Here is a 24977-nt window from a genome sequence, read left to right on the forward strand (position 1 = left end):
CATCATCTTAACAAGGTTACACTTCCTGATCTGCTGCCTTTTGTGCCATCCGTAAACTCCAGGTTTACGATATAGGCATACGCGTCCATAGGCTGAATATTTCCTTTAAACCGGCCATCCCAACCGATTTGAGGGTCCGAACTTTCAAAAACCAATTGGCCCCAACGGTTAAATATTTTAAGATTGAATTTGGTCGCTCCAAAAGCTTTTACATAAAATACATTGTTCTTACCACCCGGTGCAAAGGCATTAGGCACATCAAACAGCGGTACCACTATGGCGCTTACTTCCTGACATTTTGTATCCGTACAGCCTTCTGCGTTAGTAACAGTAAGACACACATTATACGTACCTGTCCGCAGGTATTGGTGACTGGGGTTTGGCAGGGATGAAGTATCGCCATCGCCGAAATTCCAGAGATAATGTATGGCGTTCGCTGAAGAACCATTCAGGAACTGTATCGGTGTATTTTCAATTGCTTTGGTGGGTGAAAAGTCAAAGTCCGCTACGGGCGGCGCCGCCACATTTATTTCCTGCGTGATAGAATCCCTTTTGTTGCAGGTGTTAGGATCTTCTACCACCAGGGTTATTTTCCAGCGGCCGGCTTTATTAAATGTATGTACCGGGTAAGGATCGTGTGAAACAGAACCGTCGTCTTCAAAAGTCCAGGTAAATGTTTCACCACCTTCGGTAGTATTATCCATTTGTATTTCTGTACCTACACAAACAGTTCCCGGATCCGTAAACTTCGCTATAACGTTTTCGGCTACACGCAGAGTGTAGGTAATTGTTTGCGGCGCGTTACAGAAATTGGTATCCACCAGTGTGAGGGTGGCATTATAGATACCTGCATTCTGATAATAATGGAATAGCGGGAAGGTATCTATACCGGTATAGAACGGAGGTGTGCCATCGCCATAGTCCAGGATAAAGGAGCGATCCCTGAAATCTGCTGCCGGTGTGGATTCATTGGTAAACATGTACTTCAGGCTATCGCATGGATCCTGACGCCGGGCTTCAAAATGAAGGATCGCTTCATTGTTGCCCAGTTTCACGGTTACATAAGCAGTATCTGATCCATTACAACTTTGCGGATCGTATTTCACCATCCTTACGCGGAAGGTGCCCACCCTTGTAAAGATGTGTGTCACCGTATCTCCTTCAGGTCCGAAGTTTTCAGTTGTACCATCGTCCGGGAAAAACCACTGATAGGATTTACCCGGTAAGCGGGTGGTATCCACAAAAGTGATGGTATCCGGTACGCAGTAGTTAGTGCGCCGGTCGAGCGTTTTGGCGCCTGCTTTCACCCCATCGAGGTTGAAGGCAATTTTCAGCGCGCCGAAGTTACAGGAAGCCGGTGGTGTGCTGGAGTAGGCGCCCGGGGTGGTCGGGTACCTCGGTTTGAAACCGGTGTTGCTCACATTACACCAGGCGCAAATACCCTGGTAGATAATCCCGTTGCGATCGAAGCGGCTGGTACCGCCATCTACGTGTTCATACAAACCGGAGCCGCCAAAATAGCTTGCATACAATGGACCCTGGGTGGGACTAAATCTTACGGCATCACGTTGCAGTACGTAGAAATAAAAATCCATCCCGTCTGTGCTGCGTTGCAGCGCATCTGAGGAGGTAGTTAAACCGGAAGTTCCTGAATTCGGATAATGCAGGGAGGTGTTGATACCTCCGCCCCATCCGGACACATATACGTTTTCGCAGCGGTCTACCAGGAATGCGGTGGGTGAAATATTGGGAGAAGAAACCAGTGTTCTTCTTTTACCAAAAGTAGTGGAATACACGAATGAAGAAAGGTTTGCCTCTAACTTCGAGATAAACTGCAATCCGTTTTCATTGTATCCGTCGGTGCTTATTAATTTGATGGGCCATGCGCCTTCAGTGGTGCCCATTACATATACAAATCCTCTCCTGTCCAGCTGGATACCGTATACCTGGTCGGCTGCGGGATTATCTGAACCGAGGAAAGTACTTTGAATGATGTTTCTTCCATCGTTTGAAATGTGCGCAATAAACCCATCGCATACGCCGCCGCGGTACTGGGGATATATGACGCCGGCAGTTGTGGGGAAGTCGTCGCTGGCGGTGCCTCCGGCCACATACAGGGTATTAAGACCGTTTAATGCAATTACATAGGCGGCGTCTTCCTTGCTGCCTCCGAGGTAGCTGGCCCATACCAGGTCCTGGCAAAGCGGGTTTATTTTCATGATCACGCCATCCTGCGAACCTTTGTTAGTACCCTGGAATACGCCGGCGGTTACGGGAAAGTCGGTGGAGCGGGTGCAGCTGGCTACATAAATATAGCCTGCATCATCCACTACTACTTCACTGCGGGCGTCGTCGCCGTAGTTGCGGAGCAGTACCCAGTCGCCGGCCTGGCGGTCGGCCCGCATATTCACGCCATCGTCTGCCCCTCCTGCGATGATCAGTGAGCCGATGATAGCGGAGCCGGTGGCGTTTATTTTGGTAATGGCGATGTCCCATCCTCCGCGGGTTCCTTTTACAGCAGTATTGGGATAGTCGTTGGAAGTGGTTCTGCCGGAGATCACGAGGTTGCCCTGCTGATCCACGAATAAGCTATGCGGTTGTTCGAGGCCGCTGCCGCCCATATAGGTGGCATATATCAGCCGGGTACCGTTGGGGTTGAATTTAGAAATGGCGATATCAAATTGGCCGCCGCCGTAAACACTTTGTACAGCCCCGGTTGTTACAGGATAGCCTGGATTAAACACGATACCGCCGCCGTATAAATTACCGGCATCATCGTAAGTAGCGGTAAAGCCCCAGTTATCGGAGCGGGCGCCGGACACGGTAGAGAAAACATAGATCGGATCTATCACTAGCGGATAGGCCGGGTTGTACTCACCGGATATTTTAAAGCCCAGTTTATTACCATTCAACCGGTAGGATACCTTTACGGTTACACGTTGATTATCGATGTATTGATAAGCGAAGGGGAGTTGTTCAATCAGGTCGCCTACGGAAGTATGTACATATAGCTGGCCTTTTTTCAGTTCCATGCCGGTGGCGCCTTCATATACCATCTGGATATTATCCGGGTTAGCGCCCGGATGCACAATCAGGTCGTATTTCAGCTGGGAACCTTCGGAGTAAACGTGTGCATCAATACCGGAGTAAAGGGAATTGTAATTAACACCCTGAAAAGAACCCACGCCGGCCGCCCATTTGGTGTGGTCGTTTCCGATGAAATAGCTGCTTTTGGCATCCTGTTCTTTTTCGGGTACTATTTGTACATCAGGATTGGCGTTCAGGAAGGTAACGTTCCAGGCGTGTCCGCGTACATCAGGAATTTTGCCGGGCCGTGGAGGGGGCTGGCTGTTTCCGGGTTGGGAGGGCGCCGGTTTCACGCTGCTTTTCGGAACATACACCGTATCGTTCCGGTGGGAGTGTCCGTGAACATATTCGTTCAGGCTCCAGAGATCTTCCTGGTTCATCATCAGGAAAGTGAATCCTGTTTTTTTGAGGAAGATAGCAGCGCCATCCAGTTCTGTTTTGTAGATAACATCCTTGTCCCACTGGCCTTTGTTCTCAATAAAATTCAGGGGGGTGAAGTTTGCACGTTGCTGCTGCGCCTGGGCGGATCGTCCGGTGAACAAAAAGCAAATCATCAATCCAATAAGGCCGGTCGGGAAGGTAAATTTCAACGGGATCAGATTTATTTTATTCTTAAAAACTAATATAATACTATTAAACGCAGAAGCCACTCAAATTGTTACGGTCGGGACAAGCACAAAACTTCTGAATTGAGGAATGATAGGCTAAATGGGAAACAAGGTAAATCTCAGCTTCAGCAGCTTTTATACTTTTTTAATTCATCCATCAGTTAATAAACGTAAAAACCATCAGGAAATTTTACTCCAGATAGATTTACTTCTCTGGGCAGCCAAAAATTCTTTTAGTGCCTGATTCTCAGGCAGAAGCAGATCGGTGTCTTCTTCCAGGATCTTTTCTGCGCTGGCACGGGCAGCGTCGAGGATGGGTTTGTCCGCAACAATATCTGCCAGTTTAAAGTCGAGCACCCCACTCTGGCGGGTGCCTTCAATATCGCCGGGGCCTCTCAGCTCCATATCTTTCTCTGAAATAATAAATCCGTCGTTGGTTTGCACCATTACGTTGATCCGTTCGCGGGAATCCTGGCTTAGCTTATTGCCTGTCATGAGTACGCAGAAGGATTGCTCCGCGCCGCGGCCTACCCTTCCCCGCAGCTGGTGGAGCTGCGACAGTCCGAAACGTTCAGTGCTTTCTATCACCATTACAGAGGCATTGGGTACATTCACCCCTACTTCAATCACGGTGGTGGCTACCATAATATGGGTATCGCCGGTTACAAAGCGGTGCATATTGGTTTGCCGCTGTTCGGCAGGCTGGCGGCCGTGTACCATACTGATGTAATACTGCGGTTCCGGGAAGAAGGCTTTTACTTCTTCATATCCTTTCATCAGGTTTTCATAGTCCAGCTTCTCCGAGTCTTCGATCAGCGGGTATACGATGTATGCCTGTCTTCCTTTCTTCACTTCTTCCTTTATAAAATCCATTACCTGCGGACGCTGATATTCAGTGCGGTGTACGGTGGTAATGGGTTTACGTCCGGGCGGCATTTCATCAATAACGGATACATCGAGATCGCCGTAAATAGTCATGGCCAGTGTTCTTGGTATAGGCGTTGCCGTCATAACAAGAATATGCGGCGGGATGGTATTTTTTTCCCATAGGCGTGCCCGTTGTGCCACACCAAAACGGTGCTGCTCATCCACGATGGCCATTCCCAGGTTTTTAAATTCCACTTCTTTTTCCAGCAGGGCGTGAGTGCCAACGAGGATATCGATGCTGCCATCGAGTGCGCCGGCCAGTATTTGTTTACGCGCCTTGCCCTTGATGCTGCCGGTAAGCAGTGCTACCTTTACATCCATACGTTCCAGCAATTCGGAAATGCCTTTGAAGTGTTGCTGCGACAGGATTTCCGTGGGCGCCATGAGGCATGCCTGGAAGCCATTATCTTTAGCCAGCAACATGGTTAGCAGGGCTACCATTGTTTTACCGCTGCCCACATCTCCCTGCAGGAGGCGGTTCATCTGCCGCCCGTGAACGGTATCTGTCCTTATTTCTTTCAATACCCTTTTCTGTGCGCCTGTTAAAGAAAAGGGAAGATGATTGTTATAGAATTCATTAAAAGATTCGCCTACTGCACCAAACACAAAGCCATGCGATTGCTTGTGTCTTTTGAGTTTTAGCCTGCATATACGGATTTGTGCAATAAACAGTTCCTCAAATTTCAGCCGTCGCTGTGCCAGCCGTGCATCGTCTTCGCTGGCTGGCATATGAATCCTGAAATAGGCCATAGCGCGGGGCATGAGCCGGTACTGCTGTAATACTTCCACCGGGATGTTTTCCCTGATTTCCAGGGGAGATAATTGTTCCAGCAGGTTTTTGGTGAGTTTTCCTATAGCCTTTGCCGTTAGTCCGCGGGCTTTGAGTTTTTCTGTGGTATAATAAACCGGTTCCAGGAATTGTTTGCCGGTGGCGATTTCTTCTGTGAGCAGATCCAGTTCCGGGTGTGCCAGCTGCGTAACGCCATTGAAAACGGAGATCCTGCCAAATACCAGGTAAGCTACATTTTCCTTCAGCGATTTCTGCATCCATTGCCAGCCCTGAAACCAAACCAGGTCGATGGTGCCGGTTTCGTCTTTAAAAGTAGCCACTAATCTTTTCGACCTGTTTTCTCCCATCACTACCATATTGATGATCTTTCCGCGGATCTGCACAAAATCTTCATACCCGCTGAGGGAGGCAATTTTATCAATCCTGGTACGATCTACATAACGGAAAGGAAAATATTGCAGGAGGTCGCCGAAGGTATATACTTTGATTTCCTTGCGCAGCAGTTCTCCTTTCTGCGGGCCTACTCCTTTCAGGTATTCTATCGGGTTTGATAATATGGCGGTAAAAGTAGAAATGGTTATTTCATTTTTTGTGAACAACAAAAATAAAAAAGGCAAATGGTAAAAATTCACCACTTGCCTCTTTTACTAAAAAAACAATTATAAAACTATTCGGCTATTGCATCTACTTTTCCTTCCACGAACTGTTTCATCCACTCGGTGGTAACAGATTTCGGTCTTTCCAGGGAAAGTCCGAGCGCTCTGTCCCAGCAGAGGGAAGCCAGTACGCCCAATGCGCGGGATACGCCAAACAACACGGTATAGAATTCATATTCCACCAGGCCGTAGTGTACCAGCAATGCGCCGGAGTGTGCATCTACGTTAGGCCACGGATTCTTTACCTTGCCCAGGTCCTGCAGTATTGGCGGCACGGTTTCATATACTTGCCATACAATTTTCACGAGTTCATCGTTTGGCAGGTGTTTCTTGGCGAACTCCATTTGTGCAGTGAAACGCGGATCTGTTTTACGTAAAACAGCGTGACCGTAACCTGGTACTACTTTACCATCGGCTAAGGTTTTACGTACATAAGATTCAATTTGTTCTTTGGTAGGAACGCCACCACCCAGTTCTTCGCGCATCTGGAGGATCCATTTGATCACTTCCTGGTTAGCGAGGCCGTGTAAAGGACCCGCTAAACCGTTCATACCGGCGGCGAACGACAGGTACGCATCGCTCAGTGCAGAACCTACGAGGTGTGTCGTGTGTGCGCTCACGTTACCACCTTCGTGGTCGGCGTGGATCACCATGTAAAGACGCATCAGTTCCTTGAAGCCTTCATCGGAGTAACCGAGCATGTGTGCAAAGTTACCTGCCCAGTCGAGCATGCCGTTTGGCTGAATATGCTGGCCACCTTTATATTTACGGCGGTAAACATATGCTGCAATACGTGGCAGACGGGCAATGAGGTTCATGGTGTCCTCATAAGTATAACTCCAGTAATCTTTTTTATTAATTCCTTCTGAGTAAGCCTGTGCAAAAGAGGATTCTGTTTGCAGCGCCATAATACCCACGTTGAACATGGTCATAGGGTGTGCAGTGATCGGGAGCGCTTCAATAGCATCAAAAACGTGGTTGGGTACATGAGAACGGCGGCCCCACATGCTGGACAGGTATTGTACATCTGCTTCTGTAGGCAATTCTCCTATCAGCATCAGGTAAAATAAACCTTCGGGTAAAGGTTCTGCGCCACCTGGTGCTTTTGGCAGGTGTTCTCTTAATTCCGGGATGGAATATCCACGAAAACGAATTCCTTCATTGGCATCCAGCAGGGAAGTTTCTGTTACCAGGCCGGTAATACCGCGCATACCCTGATAAACCTGTGCCAGTGTTACATCCTCAATTTTCTTGGTGCCGTGATTCTTTACCAGGTCTTTTACTTCAATGTTAAGTTCATCTGCTTTAACCTTGAATTTCTCTTTTATGTACCCCATTTTACTGCTATTGTTATTAATGAAAACAAAATCGATCAATAGTCAAAAGTAATGATTTGTTAACGAAGTTACCACCCTTTAGTGGTATTTAATGCCAAATTAACAACGATTTGCGAATGAAAAAGCAAGGCGGTATAGCCGCGGTGAGCTTCATTAACATAATACATGTAAGTCTCTTACGAATATAATATATAATGTATGTATATAGACGTTAAAGAAATGTAAAATTTTCAGAATGAATTGAAAATATTGAAAGAAAAAATGCGATGATTTGAGCGGATTTTGTCTTTCTCAGGATTAGGTTGATTTGACTGATTAACTTTTTGGGATCAGGGGAGAGATTAGTGGTGGGGATGACAGGGATTGCATAAAGATCGACTGTAGGATGCTTCATTCCTACATTGCATACGCTTAGCATATGCTTATTACATGCTTAATACATGGAGATAACCCGGAGGTGACGTGGAGGGGACGTGGACTTGATCCCAGGATCATTTACCACAGGGCTTTACAGACGAAAAAAAACGGGGCGTTCCACGCAATACTGCCCTATAAGTGAAACGGTTTATTAATATATTGGTGAAAATGAATGAACGGCAGCAATAAATCATTGCCGTTAAAAGCTGCCCATCTTTTTAAATTATTTGAGGAATAGCGATGGTAGCAGCTTTTAAATTTCACTGAATTTTCCGGAAATCATACCAAAACGAAAATAAATCAATTTTCCAGGGAAAATATCAATGCCGGAATTAAAATCTGACGGGTACACTAATCTCTCAAAATCCTTCATTAATCACCAGAAGTTAATCAGCAAAATCAACCTAATCCTGAGAAAGACAACCTCCGCGCCAGATCATTTAGGCGCCTGGCGATACAGGTAAAATGCCAGTCCGCCGAACAGGATATTGGGAATCCACACGGCCAGCAAGGGATTCAGGTCGGCTTTTACGGAAAACACGGTGGCGAATTGCAGGAATATAATGTAGCTGGCGCTGATTACAATACCCACAGCCAGGTGCAATCCACTTCCTCCCCTTACCTTCTTGGCGGCAATAATACCACCGATCAGGGTGAGGATCACAACGGCGAAAGCGGCTGAAGTTCTCCTGTAATATTCTACCCAATAGGTATTAAGCCCTTCTGCCCCACGGATGCTTTCCCGCTGGATGTATCGCCTGAGATCGGGCGTGGTCATGGCTTCCTGGATATTCTTTTCGTCTACCAGGTCTTTTGGGACCAGGGGTATTTTGAGCAGGGTATCCTGTTTGCTGGTCCAGGTTTCCTTTAAGCCGTTCATGGTGCGCATGGATACGTAGTCCAGTTTCCACTTTTTGGTGGTGGAGTCCCAGCTGATACGGTCGGCTTTTAGTTTGAAGGTCATGGATTGTTTGTTCACAACAGACAACACAAAGTTGCTTCCGCTTTTATAGTTGGGATCGTAGGTACCAAAGGTTACGTAAGTGAAGCTATCGATACGGGTGGTGCGGTCATATTGTGATTTCTCATCGTCGTGGCTATGGAGGTATTTATTTTCAAAGCTGGTACGGATGCGGTTTGCGTTGGGAACCACCCAGTAGTTGGCGAGCCAGAGTACCCCGCCAAACAGGAAAGCGCCCATCCAGTAAGGACGCAGAAAGCGGCGAAAGCTCACGCCGGCAGCCAGTATAGCGATGATCTCCGAGCGGTAGGCCATCTTGGAAGTAAAAAATATAACCGACAGGAATATAAACAGCGGGAACAGTAACGCCAGGATATGCGGGATAAAGCCGAAGTAATAATCCACTACGATTTCATGCAGCGACAAGTGATGCTTCATGAAGTCATCCACTTTTTCCGTAGTGTCGATCACTACAGAAATCAATAGGAATATCATCAGGGAGTAAATGAAAGTACCTATGAGCTTGCGTAAAATGTACCAGTCAATTTTAGTCATGACCCCAAAGATATTAGTTTATTTTATAGTCCGAACTTTTTACAGGCGTGTTTTCAGCTGATTGATCATCCCGGTTTTCCAGGTGGCGAAAGTGCCGGCCAATATTTGTTTACGGGCTTCCTTCACCAGTTCCAGGTAAAAGGCCAGGTTGTGGATACTGGCTAATGTCATGCCTAAAATTTCCCCGGCCACAAACAGGTGTCGCAGGTAAGCCTTTGAATAGGTGCTGGTAGCAAAGCAGGGGCTGTTGGCATCAACGGGACTGAAGTCGGTTGCCCATTTTTTGTTCCGGATGTTGATAACGCCGTTCCAGGTGAATAACATGCCATTACGGCCGTTGCGGGTAGGCATTACACAGTCGAACATATCGATACCGAGGCCAATGTTCTCCAGGATATTCCACGGGGTACCCACGCCCATCAGGTAACGGGGTTTGTCGGTGGGCAGTGATTCACATACCAGTCCGCACATTTCGTACATTTCATTTTCCGGTTCTCCAACGCTGAGGCCACCGATGGCATTACCGGCGCAGTTGCGGGAGGCAATGTATTCAGCGGAAGCTTTGCGGAGATCCTTATAGGTGCTGCCCTGTACAATCGGGAACAGGGTTTGTTCATGACCGTAGGCAGGCTGGGTATCGTTGAGGCGCGTGATGCAGCGGTCGAGCCAGCGGTGGGTGAGTTCCATCGACTTGCGTGCATAACGGTATTCCGACGGATAGGGCGGGCATTCATCAAAGGCCATAATAATATCGGCCCCGATGGTGCGCTGGATATCCATTACATTTTCGGGAGTGAAGAGGTGGCGGGAGCCATCGATGTGCGACTGAAAAACTACGCCTTCTTCCTTGATCTTGCGGTTGGCCGCCAGGGAAAACACCTGGTATCCGCCGCTATCGGTGAGGATGGGGCGGTCCCACCCGTTAAATTTATGCAGGCCACCGGCGAGCGACAATACTTCCAGTCCGGGTCTTAAATAGAGGTGATAGGTATTGCCAAGAATGATCTGCGCCTGTACATCTGCACGCAGCTGTTCCTGTGTAACCGCTTTTACGCTGCCAACAGTGCCTACCGGCATGAAAATGGGCGTTTCTATTTCCCCGTGAGCCGTGGTGATTTTCCCGGCCCTGGCATTGCTGCCGCTATCTGTAGTTATCAGTTCAAAATTCACTCGTCGATATTTCAGGCCGCAAAGATATTGAAATGAAGTGAAGATCAGAGCGGAAGGGGAAGCTGGTGGATTTTGCCCACAGAGGGGATCCCTCCAATGTTCATAATTAATTCTTTTACAGATAATAAAAATATTATATTTTTGCGGGCATTATGCTAGACCATCTGGGTGAAATTGCCTTATACTCTTTTGCTGCCATCGCCGGGATACAGATCATTTATTTTCTTTTTGTGTTTTCCCGCGTGGCTTTTTACAGACGTAAATTTGACCTGGACCATGCACCGGACGGGCCTTTTTCGGTAATCATCTGTGCCAAAGATGAAGAGCTGAACCTGCAGAAGAATCTGCCGGGCGTGTTGCAGCAGCGTTATCACCAGCACATGAAACCGGAGTACGAGGTAATTGTGGTAAATGATAACTCTGAAGATGACACCAAATACTACCTGCGCTCTATTGAACCAGGTTATCCACATTACCGGCATATAGAGATCAAGCAGGCCGCCAAGTTTATTCCCGGCAAAAAATACCCGCTTTCCATAGGTTTGAAAGGCGCCCAGTTTGAAAAGGTATTGCTTACAGATGCCGATTGCAAACCAGGCAGCACCTACTGGCTTTCCCTGATGAGCCAGGGTTTTACGGATCAGAAAGAAATAGTGCTGGGATACGGCGCTTACCATAAAAAACCGGGGTTCCTGAATAAGATCATCCGGTACGAAACCTTTTTCAGCGCACTGCAGCATCTTTCCTTTGCCATGAGCGGTATGCCGTACATGGGTGTAGGCCGCAACCTGGCTTATAAGAGAGAGCTGTTCTTTAAACACAAGGGTTTTACAAGCCACCAGCATCTTGCCTCCGGGGACGACGATTTGTTTGTGAACACAGCTGCCAACCGCAAAAATGTGGGGGTGGTGATCGACAAACAGGCTTTCACCTACTCCGAGCCAAAGCTGAGCTGGAAAAGCTGGTTCCAGCAAAAAACCCGGCATATGTCTACCGGCAAGCATTACCGTTTCGGTCATAAGTTTGTGCTGGGGTTATTTTCGCTGACGCATTTCCTTTTTTACCCCGCCTTTATTTTCGCTTTATTTTTCCCGCCTCCCATCCTGTGGTATGTGCTGGGAATTTTTGGCGGTAAAGTGCTGATACAGTCCATTATTACTTATGCGGCCATGCGCAGGCTGGATGAAAGCGACCTGTTTAAGTTCAGCTGGCTGATGGACATCTTCATGGTATTATATTATATCATTTTTACACCGGCCTTGCTTTTCAAGGCAAAAAATAAATGGTAATAAGCAGCGGGCAAATAGCTTTCTGCTTATTTGCTTTTGCTTTACTTTTGCCGCATGGAAGTTATTTTAAAGTATTTCAGCGACTTTACACCGGAACAGCTGTCGCAGTTTGAGGCACTGCAGGGATTATACCAGGAATGGAACGAAAAGATCAATGTGATATCCCGTAAAGATATAGATGCCTTATATGAAAAACACGTATTACATTCTCTCAGTATAGCCGCCATAGCGGATTTCCAGCCAGGCACCCAAATCCTGGACCTGGGCACCGGCGGCGGATTTCCAGGTATTCCCCTGGCAATCTTTTTCCCGGAAGTACAATTTCACCTGGTAGATTCTATTGGTAAAAAGATCAAGGTAGTGGAAGGCGTTGCAGAAGCGCTGCAGCTAAAAAACGTTACCGCGGCGCATAGCCGGGTGGAAGACATTAAGAACAGGAAGTTTGATATCGTGGTTTCCCGCGCGGTGGCTCCTTTGGGCGACCTTTGGCGCTGGAGCAAGCATGTATTAAAGAAGTCCACCGTACCGGGCAAGCAGTTTGAGAAGGGGCTGATTTGCCTGAAGGGCGGGGATCTGGCCCAGGAAATTTCCGACAGCGGCTTAAAGCCACGCCTGGTAAAGGTGTATGATATTTTCCCGGAAGAAAGTTTTAAGGAGAAATTTGTGGTATTGGCTAAGAGCTAAACCCGGTTTCCAGTGTAGTGTGGCGGATGCCCAGGTGTTCCAGTTCATGGCGCAGCTCTTTCTTCAAAGCTTCTGTGCCGGCAGCATCCAGCTGTGGATCTATGGTTACCTGGGCCGTTAATGCGTTTTCGGTAGTGCTGAGCGCCCACACATGAATATGATAAATATCTTTTACCCCTTTCACGGCCAGGGCTTTTTTCCTGATTTCCTGTAAGTCGATATCCTTTGGAACGCCATCCATCGACAGGCGCAGGCTGTCGCGCAGCAGCCCCCAGGTACCCATTACAATTACTACCATTACTATTATACTCAACAGGGGATCCAGCCAGTACCATTTTGTGTAAATGATCATGATACCCGCAACCACGGTTGCCATTGATACCAGGGCATCGGCGGCCAGGTGGAGGTAGGCTCCTTTTATATTCAGATCCCTTTCTTTGTCTTTGAAAAACAGCCAGGCGGTAAAAGCGTTAATAAAGATACCGATGCCGGCTACAACGGCAATGGGCGTTCCGGGTACTTCGTAGGGCTGGCTGAAGCGGCGGATGGCCTCATACCCGATTACGCCTACCACAATGAGCAGCAGCATGGCGTTAAACAGGGAGATAAGTATTGTACTTTTGCGGTAGCCGTAGGTATAGCCAGGGTTGGACGTTATTTTAACCAGGCGGAACCCCAGCAGTGAGAGGGCCAGGCTGGCCACATCGCTGAGATTATGCCCGGCATCGGCCATGAGGGCCAGGGAATGGGTGAGGAAACCCGCTATAAACTCCGCCGCCACAAAGGCCAGATTGAGGGAAATACCCCATATAAAAGCCCTGTTAACCTGGGCGTTATTGAGTGCAGGAGTATGGGCGTGGGCGTGATCATGCATAAACAACAGATTTCCTGGTACGTAATTTAAGAAGATTTTTTTTCGTCCTTATAAAATATCCGGTTCGCTGCTTCGTCATCCTTATTAAGATGAAACAGCTGGTCCTTACAAATAGCATTATGGCCATAGAGCAAAACGAACGCATACAGGCAACCGTGAAGCAGGAACGCAAGCGATTGCTGCATTTTATCCGGCAACGGGTAAATAATGCGTCCGATGCAGAGGATATTTTACAGGATGTTTTCTATCAGTTTACCGAATACCTGCGCCTGGGAAGCCAGGTAGATTCTATCACCGGATGGCTTTTTGCCGTAACCCGGAACAAGATTACCGATTGGTTCCGTAAGAAGAAAGAAACTCCTTTTTCCGATTTCACGCGCGAGATAGAAGGCGAAGAAGTGTTATTTCTCCCCGAACTACTTTCCGACAAAAACATGGAGGCAGACACCCCGATGGCGAAAAAGATTATGTCGGAAGCCATTATGGAGGCCATTGATGAGTTACCGGCCGAACAGCGGCAAGTATTTCTGCAGCACGAACTGGAGGGGAAATCCTTTAAGGAAATGAGTGAAGAAACCGGCATCGGGGTAAATACCCTTTTATCACGCAAACGTTATGCAGTACTGTTCCTGCGGGAACGCCTGGCAGAACTGTACAACGAATTACTTAACGACTGATTTAATTATTAAGATATGAGCAACAATTTTGGCAGAAGAAAGGGGCTACAGGTACTCAAGTTTATAATCATGGGAGCACTGTTCGTTACAGTAGTGGGATTTGCGACCATGTTATTATGGAACTGCCTGATCCCTGAACTGTTCCACGGACCGGTGATCAATTTCTGGCAGGCACTGGGCCTGATGTTACTGGGTAAGTTACTTTTTGGATGGCATAACCATCACGATAAATTTGGCCGCGGCCGGGAATGGAAAGCCCGCCTGAAAGACAGGATGGCGAATATGACCCCGGAAGAACAGGATAAAATGAGAGAACATCTGCGCAACCGCTGCAGAACCGGCTTTGGTGCGTGGAAACGCGACGACTGGCACCGTGATCCTGAACAACCTAAAAACGAAGAAAAAGAATCACACTAAAAAACATTTGTGCGATGATAGGAATATTCAAAACCAATATAGGCAGCCTGGAAGAGCGCCAGCAGATGATCCAGGCCATTGCTTCCAGCTTCCCCGTTGGGTCATGCCATGTAGACCTGGACGACTGCGATAAAGTATTACGCATTGCCGACTTACAGGTGGAAGAGAATATTATTATAGAATTCGTTCAAAAACAAGGTTTTGAATGCGCTGTGCTGGAATAATCTGAGATTTTTCAGCAGCGGATCAATATTCCCGGGCCATCTGGCGATTTTATTATACATAAATTTATTTTATATGTAATAAGCTATTGGCCGGCTCGCAAATCTGGCGTAACTTCAAAGAGAATGCAGCGGCCCGGGTATATTGTTTACAAAGCCAGGTATAGTGTATTTGAAATCCTCTAAATTTTGTTTCCTATGTACCTGAACCAGCACGAGATCAAATCTCTATTAAATACCAGTTTCGACAACTTCGTGGATTTTGTGAATACGTTGCCGGATATACGATTTACCGCTTCCCCTTACGGTAAGTGGTCGGCCGGCCAGCAGCTGGATCATCTCACCAAATCCATCAGACCCGTAAGCAGTGCCCTGGGATTTCCCAAAGTAACACTGCTCTATTTCGGCACCAGCGCCATACCATCACGGTCGTACAACCAATTGGTGGCCGACTATGAGCGGATCCTGGATGCCGGCGCAAAAGCTACCAGGGCCTATCAGCCCGGGGTGATCTATCCTGCACAGCGACCGGCGCTGCTACAAGGTTTTCTTCTCCAGAAAAATAAATTAATCAACAAACTGGCCGGCTGGTCGGAAAGTGACCTGGACAGGTACCGCCTGCCACATCCCCTGCTCGGAAAGATTACCATCCGGGAGATGCTTTATTACATTGCACATCACAATGAACACCACCTGAGCAAATTAAAAGATCAGGAATTACAGGGCCATACCTGGCAGAACCAATTACAGCAGCTGATATTTTGATTTTTTAGTTAAATTGTTGCTACCTAAAAAATCCTCATGGCTACAACTGCGTTAGTCATCAGCGGCGGCGGCTCCAGGGCAGCTTTTGCTGTTGGCGCTTTGAAGTATCTTTATTCCCAACAACCAGCTATTGGATTCGACTTTTTCTGCGGCACCGGCATCAGCTCATTAATTGCTCCCCTCGCGGCTTTGGGAGAAATAACATTGCTGGAAAAATTATTCACCAGCAACACCACCGCCGACCTGGTGAGCACCAATACCATGCTGCAACGCTTCCCCCAAAACAACTCTCTTTACAACGCTACCGCCCTTGCCCATAAAATTACCAACATCTTTACCGATGCCCGCTTCAGCGCACTGCAAAAGCTGAATAAAGAAGTATTTGTTGCGGCACGCTGCCTGCAAACAAACCGCCTCACTTATTTTTCCCCGTCAGGCGCCGATATGGTGAAGAAGGATTATGATGTAATATCCCTTCTTGACAATTACACATTCCGTGAAGCCATGCAGGCATCCTGCAGCATGCCGGTGTTTATGCCACCAGTGGAAGTGGCTTCCCTCCCCGATCATGTGCAGCAGTTTACCAATGCCGGCGGCGCTCACTATCACCCCGTTAAACTGGCCATAGAAAAAGGCGCCACCGAAATCTATGTCATTCTGCTCACACCGGAAACTCCCGGCGAAGATGATATCCTGTTCCAGAACCTGATCGATATCCTCGAAAAACAAGTGGATAATACCACCAATGAAATAGCCGCCACCGACGTGGAAATCACACAACTCATCAACCAGTCGCTCACCTATCTGAATGCGGTAAAAGATAACCTGAAGAAAAAGGGAATCCCTGCTGCGGATATAGATCAGTGTTTTGATCTTCCCGCTATTAATCCCTTCCAGGGAAAAAGGGCGGTAAAGCTGCACATCATCCGTCCGAAAACAGCGCTGAATGTAGCTATGGGAGGACTGGAATTTATACCGCAGATAATGAAAGAGATGATGGAAGAAGGAGAACAACGGGCAGCTGCAGTGTTACAATCATTGTAAAAAAAATACCGGGATGCTGCTTTTGCAAACAACATCCCGGTACGAACTTTATTATTGGTGTATATTAAGACACTGCTTTGTTATTACTTCTGTCCACATCTGCCATACGCTGACTGGGATCTATTTCCAGCTCTTTAATATCTGCCAGCGGAGTATCCAGTTCTACTTCATAAACGGGGTTAGTCCAGTACCAAACGGGGTCGACTATACGTTTTACATTCGGATACTCATTAGGCTTTTCGCCGTACATGATGGACAACGGAATATAGTGCAGCACTTTATTACCGCTCTTATCCGTTACCATAAAGTCGATGGGCATCGGCATATATCCTACCCTGCGTAAACGCACTACTGTTTTATTACCTTTTGCAAAAACGCTGTCGATACCATAGTCGATATGCTTTACTGCATTGATAAAATATTGCTTGTACCAGTCCAGTTCAATACCGCTTTCTTTTTCCATTACCCGTACAAAATCATTCACGTTCGGATGTTTGAAGCGCCATTCGTTATAGTAGCGTAACAGGCCATTATCGCGGTTTTGCGCGCCAATTACATAACCCAACTGTTCCAGGAATACAGCGCCTTTGGAATAGGCAGTAAGGCTATAACCATAGTTAGTGTTAAAGTGATCGGCATGTGTGGTAGCGGGTTCTTCAAAAGGACTTCTTGCCAGCGCAAAATAACCTGCATATGCATCTTCCTGTGCATCGCGGCCTTTCAGTGAATCGATGGTGTTAAAGATCACATTGTTTTCCGCAAAGGTAGTGAAGCCTTCATCCATCCAGGGGTACAGGCTTTCGTTGGTTGCCAGCATTCCCTGGTACCAGCTGTGCATCCATTCGTGCATGGCTACACCATACAGACCATCCATTTTACCGTTGCCCATAATGAGGGTACCCATTGGATATTCCATACCGCCATCGCCGCCTTGTATGAAAGAGTATTGCTCATACGGATAGGCGCCGTAATGCGCTTTGATGTAGGCATAGGCAGCAGGCACCATCTTCGCCAGCTGCGGCCAGGTATTGTGCGTGTATTCGTTGTCGATATAAAAGAAGTGAGCCGTAAAGCCATCCACTTTCTGCGTGATGTGTTTGTAATCCGGATCGGCGGCCCACATAAAATCATGCACATTGGGTGCAATGAAATGCCAGGTGAGCGTGTTGCCGGTGGGGGGTGTTACTTTAACGCCTGGTTTCTCGTATCCGTGCCCAATCTGATCGGGGTTTTGCAGGTAGCCTGTACCGCCAATCACGTATTTTTTATCGATGGTGATTTTTACATCATAATCGCCCCATACGCCGTAAAATTCGCGGGCGATGTAAGGAGTGGCGTGCCATCCTTCGTAATCGTATTCGCACATTTTAGGGTACCACTGTGCCATAGAGAAGTCCACTCCTTCGGCATTATTGCGGCCACTGCGACGGATCTGTACCGGCACCTGTGAGGCAAACTCCATATCAAAAACAGCTTTGGAGTGTGGCAGGATAGGCTTATCCAGCGGCACTTCCAGGATGGTTTCCACTACTTTGAAGTCCTGTGGTTTTCCATCGCGTTTCAGGGAGATGATTTTCTGGTAGCCTATTTCATCGGGTTTCAGTTGGGAGATGCGGTCGCGTACGCGGTTGTCCCAGTCGCGGCGTTCATTCCCTTTCTTATCTCTTCCTATTACAATTTTTCCCAATTCACGGCTGCGTACATCCATCATGCTGCCGGGCTGAAAGGCGTTCCAGTAGAGGTGATAAAAAACTTTCTTTAATGTATCGGGGGAGTTGTTGTAATATTCAAGGTGTTGTTGTCCTTTGAACTGATTGGCCGGTGCATCCACCTTCACATCCATCGTATACTTTACTCTCTGTTGCCAGCGGTCAGATTGAGCGCTTAGTTGTAACCAGCTGCCCGCCAGCAAAGCGATGGCAATACAGCTGCCTGTTGTAACCCGGTACTTCATTCCGTTTTATTTGGTTTAAAACAGCTAAAATAAGGATCATTTGGCGATTTTGTCCCTGATATTTGATGAGTGTAATGTGGCCGGAAGTTAATCAGGAGAAACTGTGGAGGGTGAGTCCGAGAAAACCGGCGTACCGTTGTGCGGCAGGCTCAAACGCTTTCAGGCCGGCCTTTTTGAGTGGTTTAAACGGATCGGTAACGATGGTTACACTGTCTTTTTTAAAGGTGCGTTTCCAGGTACCTATGATTTGCCCGTTTTGTACCATGATAGGATTGAAGATACCGTTGATGGTCATTACCTTTTTGGCAAACTGCATGTCTATCAGTGTGCTGCGGTCTTTATACCCGATGAAATATTCATCGAAGGCGGGTAACAGCAGGGCGGTATCAGGTGTGGTTTGTTTTTTCCCGGGGGCCATCCAGTAGGCCGTACCGTTTACGTCCAGTGGTTTTAACGCGGATTGCGCGCCTTCCAGTCCGGCCCGGGCATCCGTGAGCGGGAGGCCGGCCCATTGGGCGAAATCGGGCAAGGTAGCCGGGCCGTGACTGATAAAGTAGCGTTTAGCCAGGGTAACCAGCGACGCCTGTTTATTGAGTGTTGCCGTGCCGGGCAGCCATTCATCGAGGAGTGTGTAGGTAAATTGTTTCCCGCTGAGAGGGCCGTTACAGATAATTCCATCTGCCGCCGCGTGATAGATGATGTGGTTCATGCGGTGGTCGTCAGTATTGATTCCCTTTTCCTGTAACAGGGTGGTGAGTTCTTTGCGGGTGAGGTGGTTTCCTCCCTGTAATGCTTTGGTGATATATTGATTGGTTTTCTGCAGGAGGGCATTGTCCATTTCCAGTTTGCGCATCATGCTGCCCATGCGGGCTTTTATGGTGGGAGCAATGAGTTGCAGGATCCAGCGTACATCGGCGGGGGCTATGAGGTGCAGGGTACCGCGGAAGGCGGTGGTGCGGATAATGGATTTGTGGCTGATGGCTTTTTCTATGTCCGCGTCTGTACAGCCGGGGAGCCGTGCGCCGATGCCCCATTTGCTGTTGGCGTGTTCCTGTGCCTGCATGGCGCCAAAGAAGGCCACGATGTCCTGCGGTTTTTTGAAAGCTGTTTTCAGCAACTGCTGATGTTGCAGTCGCAGTGCGGCGATATCTGTAACGGGCATGGCTAAATGATTTGTTATACAAAACAACTGCACGGGTACGACAATAGTATGTCAGCAACTAACCGGAAGGTAAAAATAATTATTCAACGCCCTGCACCACTACTACAATTTCTCCTTTTACGCCTTTTTCAGCGAAGTAATCGTGTACTTCCTGTAATGTGCCGCGTTTATTTTCCTCGAACATTTTGGTGAGTTCGCGGCATACGCAGCATTGGCGGTCTGGTCCGAAATACTGGATCAGATCGGAGAGGGTTCTGAGCAGTCTCATAGGCGACTCATAAAAAACGATGGTCCGTTCTTCGGTGGCCAGTTTCGTAAAGAGGGTGTGGCGGCCTTTCTTGAGGGGGAAGAATCCTTCAAAGGCGAAGCGGGTCATGGGGATACCGCTGTTTACCAGTGCGGGTACAAAGGCGGTGGCGCCGGGGAGGCATTCTACCGGTACGCCGGCGCGGGCGCATTCCCTAACCAGTAAAAAGCCGGGATCAGAAACTCCGGGGGTACCGGCATCGGTGAGCATAGCCATTGTTTTACCGCCCTGCAGCTGTTGCAGGAGGTGTTGCACTATTTTATGCTCATTGTGCTGATGGTAGGGTGTAACGGGTTTATTGATCTGGTAATGCCGCAGTAATACGCTGGAAGTACGGGTATCTTCCGCGAGGATAAGATCTGCTTCTTCGAGTACTTTTACGGCCCGGTAGGTAATATCGGCGAGGTTGCCAATAGGAGATGGAACGAGATATAATTTCATAATTTAATTACGAATTACGAATTACGAATGTGTGGGGAGATGCAGTCCGGAGACTTTACCAGTCATCTCCCCACAGCTCCGTTATCCGCAATTCGCAATTAATTATTGTATTTGTACTTCAAAAGATTCCATTACCTGGTTTGCCAGCAGTTTCTGGCAGGCAGTTTCAGCGATCTGCCTTGCTTCTTCCTGGCTGGCGGCTTCAATTTGCAGAGTAATGTGTTTACCAATACGTACATCTTGTACCTGGCCCAGGCCGAGGTTCTTGAGACCACTCATTACCGCTTTACCTTGCGGATCTAATAATTCTTTCAGTGGCATCACATTGATATGTGCAGTAAAAGTCATTGTGCTAGAAATTTTGCCGCAAACCTACATCAAAAAATCCAGAATGTTAAACCGCTTCTATTTTCGGCGGCGCCACTACCGATAATATTACGTAACAAATAAATATAAAGGGAACGGTAGCGAACTTCAGGAGCGGTATGCTTACCAGGGTGAGCAGGATCAGTAAGAAGCGGGGCCAGTTGTCGGCCAGGCTTTTGCTTTTGAACTTCAGGCTGATCATTGGTATTTCCGCCACCATCAGGTAGCAGAGCAGCGCAATAGTGATATATAATACCCAGATATTCTGGAACCAGTGGGCCAGGTTGAAGGGATTAAATAAAAGGATGAGGGGGAAAGAGGCTACCAGCAGGGCTACTGCGGGAGTGGGCACCCCAATAAAGTTTTCGGACTGGCGGGTATCTATATTGAACTTGGCGAGGCGGTAAGCGGCGAAGCAGGGCACCAGTAAGGCCGGGGCCAGATTTATAATGGATACATCAAAAACATCGGGTTGCTGAAAATAAGCGCTGCGCAGGAGGCGGTACAGCATCATGCCGGGTACCACACCAAAGGTTACTACATCAGCCAGTGAATCGAGTTCCTTACCCATAGGGCCCGATACTTTGAGTAGACGGGCTATCATACCATCAAAAAAATCGAAAATCCCCGCAATCACCACCAGTGCGGATGCCCAGTATACAGGCTCCGGGCTGATAATCGTATAGTCGGCGCCGTTAATTTCCGCGCGGTATTCGGGCGCATGCAGTATGCAGATAATGGCCAGTGCACCGCAGAAGAGGTTACATAGGGTAAGAATATTCGGTATTTGTTTCATTAACTGTGATTATGATGATTTTGTGATTATCCTGATGAGCGAAGATAGAATATTGACAATTATATTATATCATCTATCTTTTAATCTTTGCTAACCAGGATAATCACAAATCATCATTATTATTTGGCCATCAGGGCTTCAATTTCATCTGCCGTGATAGGAATATTCTTCATCAGGTCCACATTACCATCGGCGGTGAGCCAGATATTGTTTTCGATGCGGATACCCAGTTGTTCTTCTTCAATATAAATACCTGGTTCGATGGTCATTACAGCGCCTACCGGGATAGGCTGATGGAAAGAAGGGCCGAGGTCGTGCACATCTATACCGAGGTGGTGGGAAATACCGTGGTACAGGTATTTGCGGTAGGCCGGTGTTTCCGGGTCCTGGTTTTTCACCTGTTCTTCTGTGAGCAGCCCGATTTTTATAAATTGTTTAGTGGCTTCCTCTCCTACCATTTCGTGGTATTTGGCAATGGTGATACCCGGGCGGAGAATGGATTTGGCGTAGTTATGCAGGTGCAGGCAGGCATCGTATACCTGGCGCTGGCGTGGCGAAAACTTACCATTTACCGGTACGGAACGCGTAAGATCGGCGTTGTATCCGCCGTATTCTGCACCAAAGTCCATCAGGATCACTTCTCCGTCTTTACATTCCTGGTTATTGGAAATATAGTGCAGCGTGCGTGCGCGGTCGCCGGAAGCGATGATAGAGCTATAAGCTTCACCGGCAGAGCGGTTGCGGAGGAATTCGTGTAAAATTTCCGCATGAATTTCATGTTCCCATACGCCGGGTTTAATGAATTTCAGTAAGCGGCGGAAAGTCTTTTCCGTGATATCCATTGCTTCCTGCATTACCTTGATTTCTTCCGGCGTTTTTACTGCGCGCAGTTCTTTAAAGATAACGGCTGCACGCAGATAGTTATGCAGCGGGTAGCGTACTTTCAGTTCCTGTACATAGCGGTAATCTTTTACCGGTACGAGGTTTGCCTTGCGGTTATTTTCGTTGGAATTCAGGTAGATGTTGGCGGCTTCGTTGATCCACTGTTGTAAAAGCGCATCGAGGCTATCGAGCCAAACTACGGTGCTCATACCAGACACGGCGTATGCCTCGTCTTTGCGCAACCTGTGACCATCCCACTTTTCCTTTAACTCGTTAGGCCGCACCAGTACCAATACTTCGCGGTACTTCGGATCCGGGTTATCGGGATACAACACTACCATCGTATCCTCCTGATCAATGCCTGTAAGCCAATACAGATCCGAGTTCTGTTTGAACTTATACAAGGCGTCGCCATTGGTGGGCAGTTCGTCATTGGAGTTAATAATAGCTATAGACTGTGGCTGCATTTTAGCCACAAAACGCTGGCGGTTCTTCACGAACAGCTGCGGATCCAAGGGCAGATTCTTCATATCGCTTAATTTCAAATGAGGCTTCAAACCTATGTAAAATTCGGGAGGTAGAAATGTGAAAAAGGTCAGAACCGGCAAATCGGTCAATATCTGCATCATTAAATGACAAAATCGTACTAATATTTCCTTACAATTATTTAATAGTATATTCTCTCAAATATGGTTAGATAATCCTGCAATGAAAAGTGGACATTTTGAAGATATCGCAACAACCACCCCTAAACCGGTATTTAATTTCTAAATTTCAATGGTATAACACCTATAAAATTTGACAATATCAAAAAATCGCTAGTTTTGCTTTTACACCAAAACAATCTTGCTTTTATGCAAATGAGTAGCGTAAGGAATCCAGTTGCTGACTTACGGGGACTTGGCATAGAGAACGTAACGAACGTCTATTACCAACTTTCACCCGAAAAACTGGCGGAGCAAACGGTCGCCCGTAAACAAGGGGTATATGCCGATACAGGGGCATTAGCTGTAAACACCGGCGAATTTACCGGCCGCTCACCCAAAGATAAATTCATTGTAAAAGACAACATCACAACGGACACTGTTAACTGGAACGATTTTAACCTCCCCATTTCTGAAGAAAATTTTGATCGTTTATACAGCAGAATCACCCGTTATTTCAGCGGGAAAGACGTGTGGGTACGTGATTGCTATGCATGTGCCGACCAGGACTACCGGGTCAACATCAAAGTAATTACAGAACTGCCGTGGTCAAGTCTGTTTGCCTACAACATGTTTTTACGTCCTTCGGAAGATGAACTGGATTACATGCATCCCGATTGGACCGTTATCCAAGCGCCCGGCTGTCTGGCAGATCCTGCCACTGACGGCACGCGGCAGCAGAATTTCTCCGTAGTGAATTTCACCAAAAAAATTATCCTCATAGGTGGCAGCGCCTATACCGGTGAAATCAAGAAAGGCATTTTCACGATCCTGAATTACGAATTGCCGCACAACAAAAATGTGTTAAGCATGCATTGCTCCGCCAACGTAGGCGATGACGGCGATACTGCTATCTTCTTTGGTTTGAGCGGCACCGGCAAAACCACGTTGAGCGCTGATCCTTCGCGGAAACTCATCGGTGATGATGAACACGGATGGAATGCTACCGGCGTCTTTAATTTTGAAGGCGGTTGTTATGCAAAATGTATTGATCTTTCTGAAGAAAAAGAACCGCAGATATTTCATGCTGTGCGTGAAGGCGCGCTGCTGGAAAATATCAACTTTTTCCCCGGCACCCATACCGTGAACTATGCAGATTGCCGGATCACGGAAAACACCCGCGTATCTTATCCGCTGCCTTATATTGATAACGCATTGGAACCTTCTGTGGGAGGTATTCCAAAAAATATATTCTTTCTTACCTGCGATGCCTATGGCGTGTTACCGCCGGTTTCCAGGTTATCGCCCGGACAGGCCATGTACCAGTTCATTTCCGGCTACACGGCTAAAGTGGCGGGTACCGAAGCGGGCGTCACAGAGCCGAAGTCCACGTTCAGCGCGTGTTTCGGCGCACCATTTATGCCTTTGCATCCGGCGCAATATGCGCAGATGCTGGGTGAAAGAATGCGCAAATACAATGTTAATGTATGGCTGATCAACACCGGCTGGACCGGCGGTGCTTATGGCACCGGCAGCCGCATGAAGTTGTCGTATACCCGTGCTATGATCACGGCAGCGTTGAATGGCAGTCTTGACAAGGAAACTTTCCACGCACATCCTGTATTCGGTTTTTCAATCCCTGATAATTGCGCCGGCGTTCCATCCAATATCCTGGACCCACGCAATACCTGGGAAGATAAAGCCGCCTATGACAGGCAGGTAAAGGATCTGGCCGGACAGTTCATCCGTAATTTTGAAAAATATGCAGGAGCATCAGCACCGGAAATACTGGATGCTGCGCCAAAAATTTAATTCCTAAAGTACTGTGATCTGGCTCTTCGGTTGCATATATCAACAAGAAGATTTATATTTAAGTTTTGCCTTATAATTTCCACTGAACAACTCGTAAGTTCCTGACGGGCGCAATGCCTGAGCAAAGCAAGTTC

20 protein-coding genes are annotated in these 24977 nt (G+C 47.6%); 8 read left to right on the forward strand and 12 right to left on the reverse strand.

Annotated elements, in window-relative coordinates:
* Nucleotides 1–2: 2 nt before the first annotated feature.
* The 5 genes from V7S65_RS17345 to tgt form a co-directional block, all read right to left on the reverse strand.
* Complete coding sequence (locus tag V7S65_RS17345; protein ID WP_336387411.1) at nt 3–3677, reverse strand: DUF7948 domain-containing protein; 3675 nt, start codon at nt 3675–3677, stop codon at nt 3–5.
* A gap of 198 nt (nt 3678–3875) precedes the next feature.
* Nucleotides 3876–6029 (reverse strand): ATP-dependent DNA helicase RecG, encoded by a 2154-nt coding sequence (gene recG, locus V7S65_RS17350; RefSeq protein ID WP_336387412.1) that lies wholly within the window; start codon nt 6027–6029, stop codon nt 3876–3878.
* Between the two features lie 50 nt (nt 6030–6079).
* Nucleotides 6080–7405 (reverse strand): citrate (Si)-synthase, eukaryotic, encoded by a 1326-nt coding sequence (locus tag V7S65_RS17355; protein WP_079469336.1) that lies wholly within the window; start codon nt 7403–7405, stop codon nt 6080–6082.
* A gap of 853 nt (nt 7406–8258) precedes the next feature.
* The gene (locus V7S65_RS17360) at nt 8259–9338 is read right to left on the reverse strand and encodes an LptF/LptG family permease (protein ID WP_079469337.1); all 1080 of its coding nucleotides are present in this window, start codon (nt 9336–9338) and stop codon (nt 8259–8261) included.
* A gap of 39 nt (nt 9339–9377) precedes the next feature.
* Complete coding sequence (gene tgt / locus V7S65_RS17365) at nt 9378–10508, reverse strand: tRNA guanosine(34) transglycosylase Tgt (protein ID WP_111576699.1); 1131 nt, start codon at nt 10506–10508, stop codon at nt 9378–9380.
* A 152-nt stretch (nt 10509–10660) separates the two neighbouring features.
* Here tgt and V7S65_RS17370 point away from each other — a divergent pair, with 152 nt between their 5' ends.
* Together V7S65_RS17370 and rsmG are read left to right on the forward strand one after the other, a co-directional pair.
* Complete coding sequence (locus tag V7S65_RS17370; protein ID WP_336387413.1) at nt 10661–11797, forward strand: glycosyltransferase; 1137 nt, start codon at nt 10661–10663, stop codon at nt 11795–11797.
* A gap of 54 nt (nt 11798–11851) precedes the next feature.
* Nucleotides 11852–12481, forward strand: a complete 630-nt coding sequence (gene rsmG, locus V7S65_RS17375; protein ID WP_079470041.1) for a 16S rRNA (guanine(527)-N(7))-methyltransferase RsmG — start codon at nt 11852–11854, stop codon at nt 12479–12481.
* Here the strand turns inward: rsmG and V7S65_RS17380 are convergent.
* Nucleotides 12471–13355: a cation diffusion facilitator family transporter gene (locus tag V7S65_RS17380; protein WP_079469340.1), complete on the reverse strand. Its 885-nt coding sequence runs from the start codon at nt 13353–13355 to the stop codon at nt 12471–12473. The two genes, rsmG and V7S65_RS17380, sit on opposite strands and share 11 nt — an antisense overlap.
* A gap of 89 nt (nt 13356–13444) precedes the next feature.
* Here V7S65_RS17380 and V7S65_RS17385 point away from each other — a divergent pair, with 89 nt between their 5' ends.
* From V7S65_RS17385 to V7S65_RS17405, 5 genes are all read left to right on the forward strand, one after another.
* Entirely contained in the window at nt 13445–14032 is a 588-nt protein-coding gene (locus V7S65_RS17385) for an RNA polymerase sigma factor (protein WP_227024399.1), read from the forward strand.
* 15 nt (nt 14033–14047) lie between these two features.
* A complete protein-coding gene (locus V7S65_RS17390; RefSeq protein WP_336387414.1) occupies nt 14048–14449 on the forward strand; it encodes a hypothetical protein in 402 nt (133 codons plus the stop codon).
* A gap of 14 nt (nt 14450–14463) precedes the next feature.
* Nucleotides 14464–14673, forward strand: coding sequence for a hypothetical protein (locus V7S65_RS17395; protein WP_079469342.1), 210 nt, complete (start codon nt 14464–14466; stop codon nt 14671–14673).
* Nucleotides 14674–14868: 195 nt separating this feature from the next.
* Nucleotides 14869–15435 carry a DinB family protein gene (locus tag V7S65_RS17400; protein WP_079469343.1) on the forward strand — a complete coding sequence of 189 codons (567 nt, stop codon included), beginning with the start codon at nt 14869–14871 and terminating at the stop codon, nt 15433–15435.
* Nucleotides 15436–15471: 36 nt separating this feature from the next.
* Nucleotides 15472–16479: a patatin-like phospholipase family protein gene (locus tag V7S65_RS17405; RefSeq protein WP_336387415.1), complete on the forward strand. Its 1008-nt coding sequence runs from the start codon at nt 15472–15474 to the stop codon at nt 16477–16479.
* A gap of 64 nt (nt 16480–16543) precedes the next feature.
* Here the strand turns inward: V7S65_RS17405 and V7S65_RS17410 are convergent, their stop codons facing one another.
* The 6 genes from V7S65_RS17410 to V7S65_RS17435 form a co-directional block, all read right to left on the reverse strand.
* On the reverse strand, nt 16544–18433 hold the full coding sequence (locus V7S65_RS17410) for a M1 family metallopeptidase (protein WP_336387416.1): 1890 nt from the start codon (nt 18431–18433) through the stop codon (nt 16544–16546).
* A 91-nt stretch (nt 18434–18524) separates the two neighbouring features.
* On the reverse strand, nt 18525–19595 hold the full coding sequence (locus V7S65_RS17415; protein WP_336387417.1) for a winged helix DNA-binding domain-containing protein: 1071 nt from the start codon (nt 19593–19595) through the stop codon (nt 18525–18527).
* Nucleotides 19596–19674: 79 nt separating this feature from the next.
* On the reverse strand, nt 19675–20343 hold the full coding sequence (gene rsmI, locus V7S65_RS17420; RefSeq protein ID WP_079469346.1) for a 16S rRNA (cytidine(1402)-2'-O)-methyltransferase: 669 nt from the start codon (nt 20341–20343) through the stop codon (nt 19675–19677).
* A gap of 102 nt (nt 20344–20445) precedes the next feature.
* Complete coding sequence (gene purS / locus V7S65_RS17425) at nt 20446–20691, reverse strand: phosphoribosylformylglycinamidine synthase subunit PurS (RefSeq protein WP_079469347.1); 246 nt, start codon at nt 20689–20691, stop codon at nt 20446–20448.
* Between the two features lie 46 nt (nt 20692–20737).
* Nucleotides 20738–21505, reverse strand: coding sequence for a CDP-alcohol phosphatidyltransferase family protein (locus tag V7S65_RS17430; protein ID WP_079469348.1), 768 nt, complete (start codon nt 21503–21505; stop codon nt 20738–20740).
* A gap of 119 nt (nt 21506–21624) precedes the next feature.
* A complete protein-coding gene (locus V7S65_RS17435; protein WP_336387418.1) occupies nt 21625–22917 on the reverse strand; it encodes an aminopeptidase P N-terminal domain-containing protein in 1293 nt (430 codons plus the stop codon).
* Nucleotides 22918–23241: 324 nt separating this feature from the next.
* On the opposite strand from V7S65_RS17435, the gene pckA reads away from it, so the two are divergent.
* Nucleotides 23242–24843, forward strand: coding sequence for a phosphoenolpyruvate carboxykinase (ATP) (gene pckA, locus V7S65_RS17440; protein ID WP_336387419.1), 1602 nt, complete (start codon nt 23242–23244; stop codon nt 24841–24843).
* Nucleotides 24844–24977 lie beyond the last annotated feature (134 nt).

Source organism: Chitinophaga sp. CCNWYY40, assembly GCF_037483205.1.
Lineage (GTDB): Bacteria > Bacteroidota > Bacteroidia > Chitinophagales > Chitinophagaceae > Chitinophaga > Chitinophaga ginsengisegetis.

Bases quoted from the DNA above. Each gene is read 5' to 3' on its own strand.
- V7S65_RS17355 (WP_079469336.1), bottom strand. From the start codon at position 7,405: ATGGGGTACATAAAAGAGAAATTCAAGGTTAAAGCAGATGAACTTAAC.
- V7S65_RS17360 (WP_079469337.1), bottom strand. From the start codon at position 9,338: ATGACTAAAATTGACTGGTACATTTTACGCAAGCTCATAGGTACTTTC.
- V7S65_RS17370 (WP_336387413.1), top strand. From the start codon at position 10,661: ATGCTAGACCATCTGGGTGAAATTGCCTTATACTCTTTTGCTGCCATC.
- rsmG (WP_079470041.1), top strand. From the start codon at position 11,852: ATGGAAGTTATTTTAAAGTATTTCAGCGACTTTACACCGGAACAGCTG.
- V7S65_RS17380 (WP_079469340.1), bottom strand. From the start codon at position 13,355: ATGCATGATCACGCCCACGCCCATACTCCTGCACTCAATAACGCCCAG.
- V7S65_RS17385 (WP_227024399.1), top strand. From the start codon at position 13,445: ATGAAACAGCTGGTCCTTACAAATAGCATTATGGCCATAGAGCAAAAC.
- V7S65_RS17390 (WP_336387414.1), top strand. From the start codon at position 14,048: ATGAGCAACAATTTTGGCAGAAGAAAGGGGCTACAGGTACTCAAGTTT.
- V7S65_RS17395 (WP_079469342.1), top strand. From the start codon at position 14,464: ATGATAGGAATATTCAAAACCAATATAGGCAGCCTGGAAGAGCGCCAG.
- V7S65_RS17400 (WP_079469343.1), top strand. From the start codon at position 14,869: ATGTACCTGAACCAGCACGAGATCAAATCTCTATTAAATACCAGTTTC.
- V7S65_RS17405 (WP_336387415.1), top strand. From the start codon at position 15,472: ATGGCTACAACTGCGTTAGTCATCAGCGGCGGCGGCTCCAGGGCAGCT.
- V7S65_RS17410 (WP_336387416.1), bottom strand. From the start codon at position 18,433: ATGAAGTACCGGGTTACAACAGGCAGCTGTATTGCCATCGCTTTGCTG.
- V7S65_RS17415 (WP_336387417.1), bottom strand. From the start codon at position 19,595: ATGCCCGTTACAGATATCGCCGCACTGCGACTGCAACATCAGCAGTTG.
- rsmI (WP_079469346.1), bottom strand. From the start codon at position 20,343: ATGAAATTATATCTCGTTCCATCTCCTATTGGCAACCTCGCCGATATT.
- purS (WP_079469347.1), bottom strand. From the start codon at position 20,691: ATGACTTTTACTGCACATATCAATGTGATGCCACTGAAAGAATTATTA.
- V7S65_RS17430 (WP_079469348.1), bottom strand. From the start codon at position 21,505: ATGAAACAAATACCGAATATTCTTACCCTATGTAACCTCTTCTGCGGT.
- V7S65_RS17435 (WP_336387418.1), bottom strand. From the start codon at position 22,917: ATGAAGAATCTGCCCTTGGATCCGCAGCTGTTCGTGAAGAACCGCCAG.
- pckA (WP_336387419.1), top strand. From the start codon at position 23,242: ATGCAAATGAGTAGCGTAAGGAATCCAGTTGCTGACTTACGGGGACTT.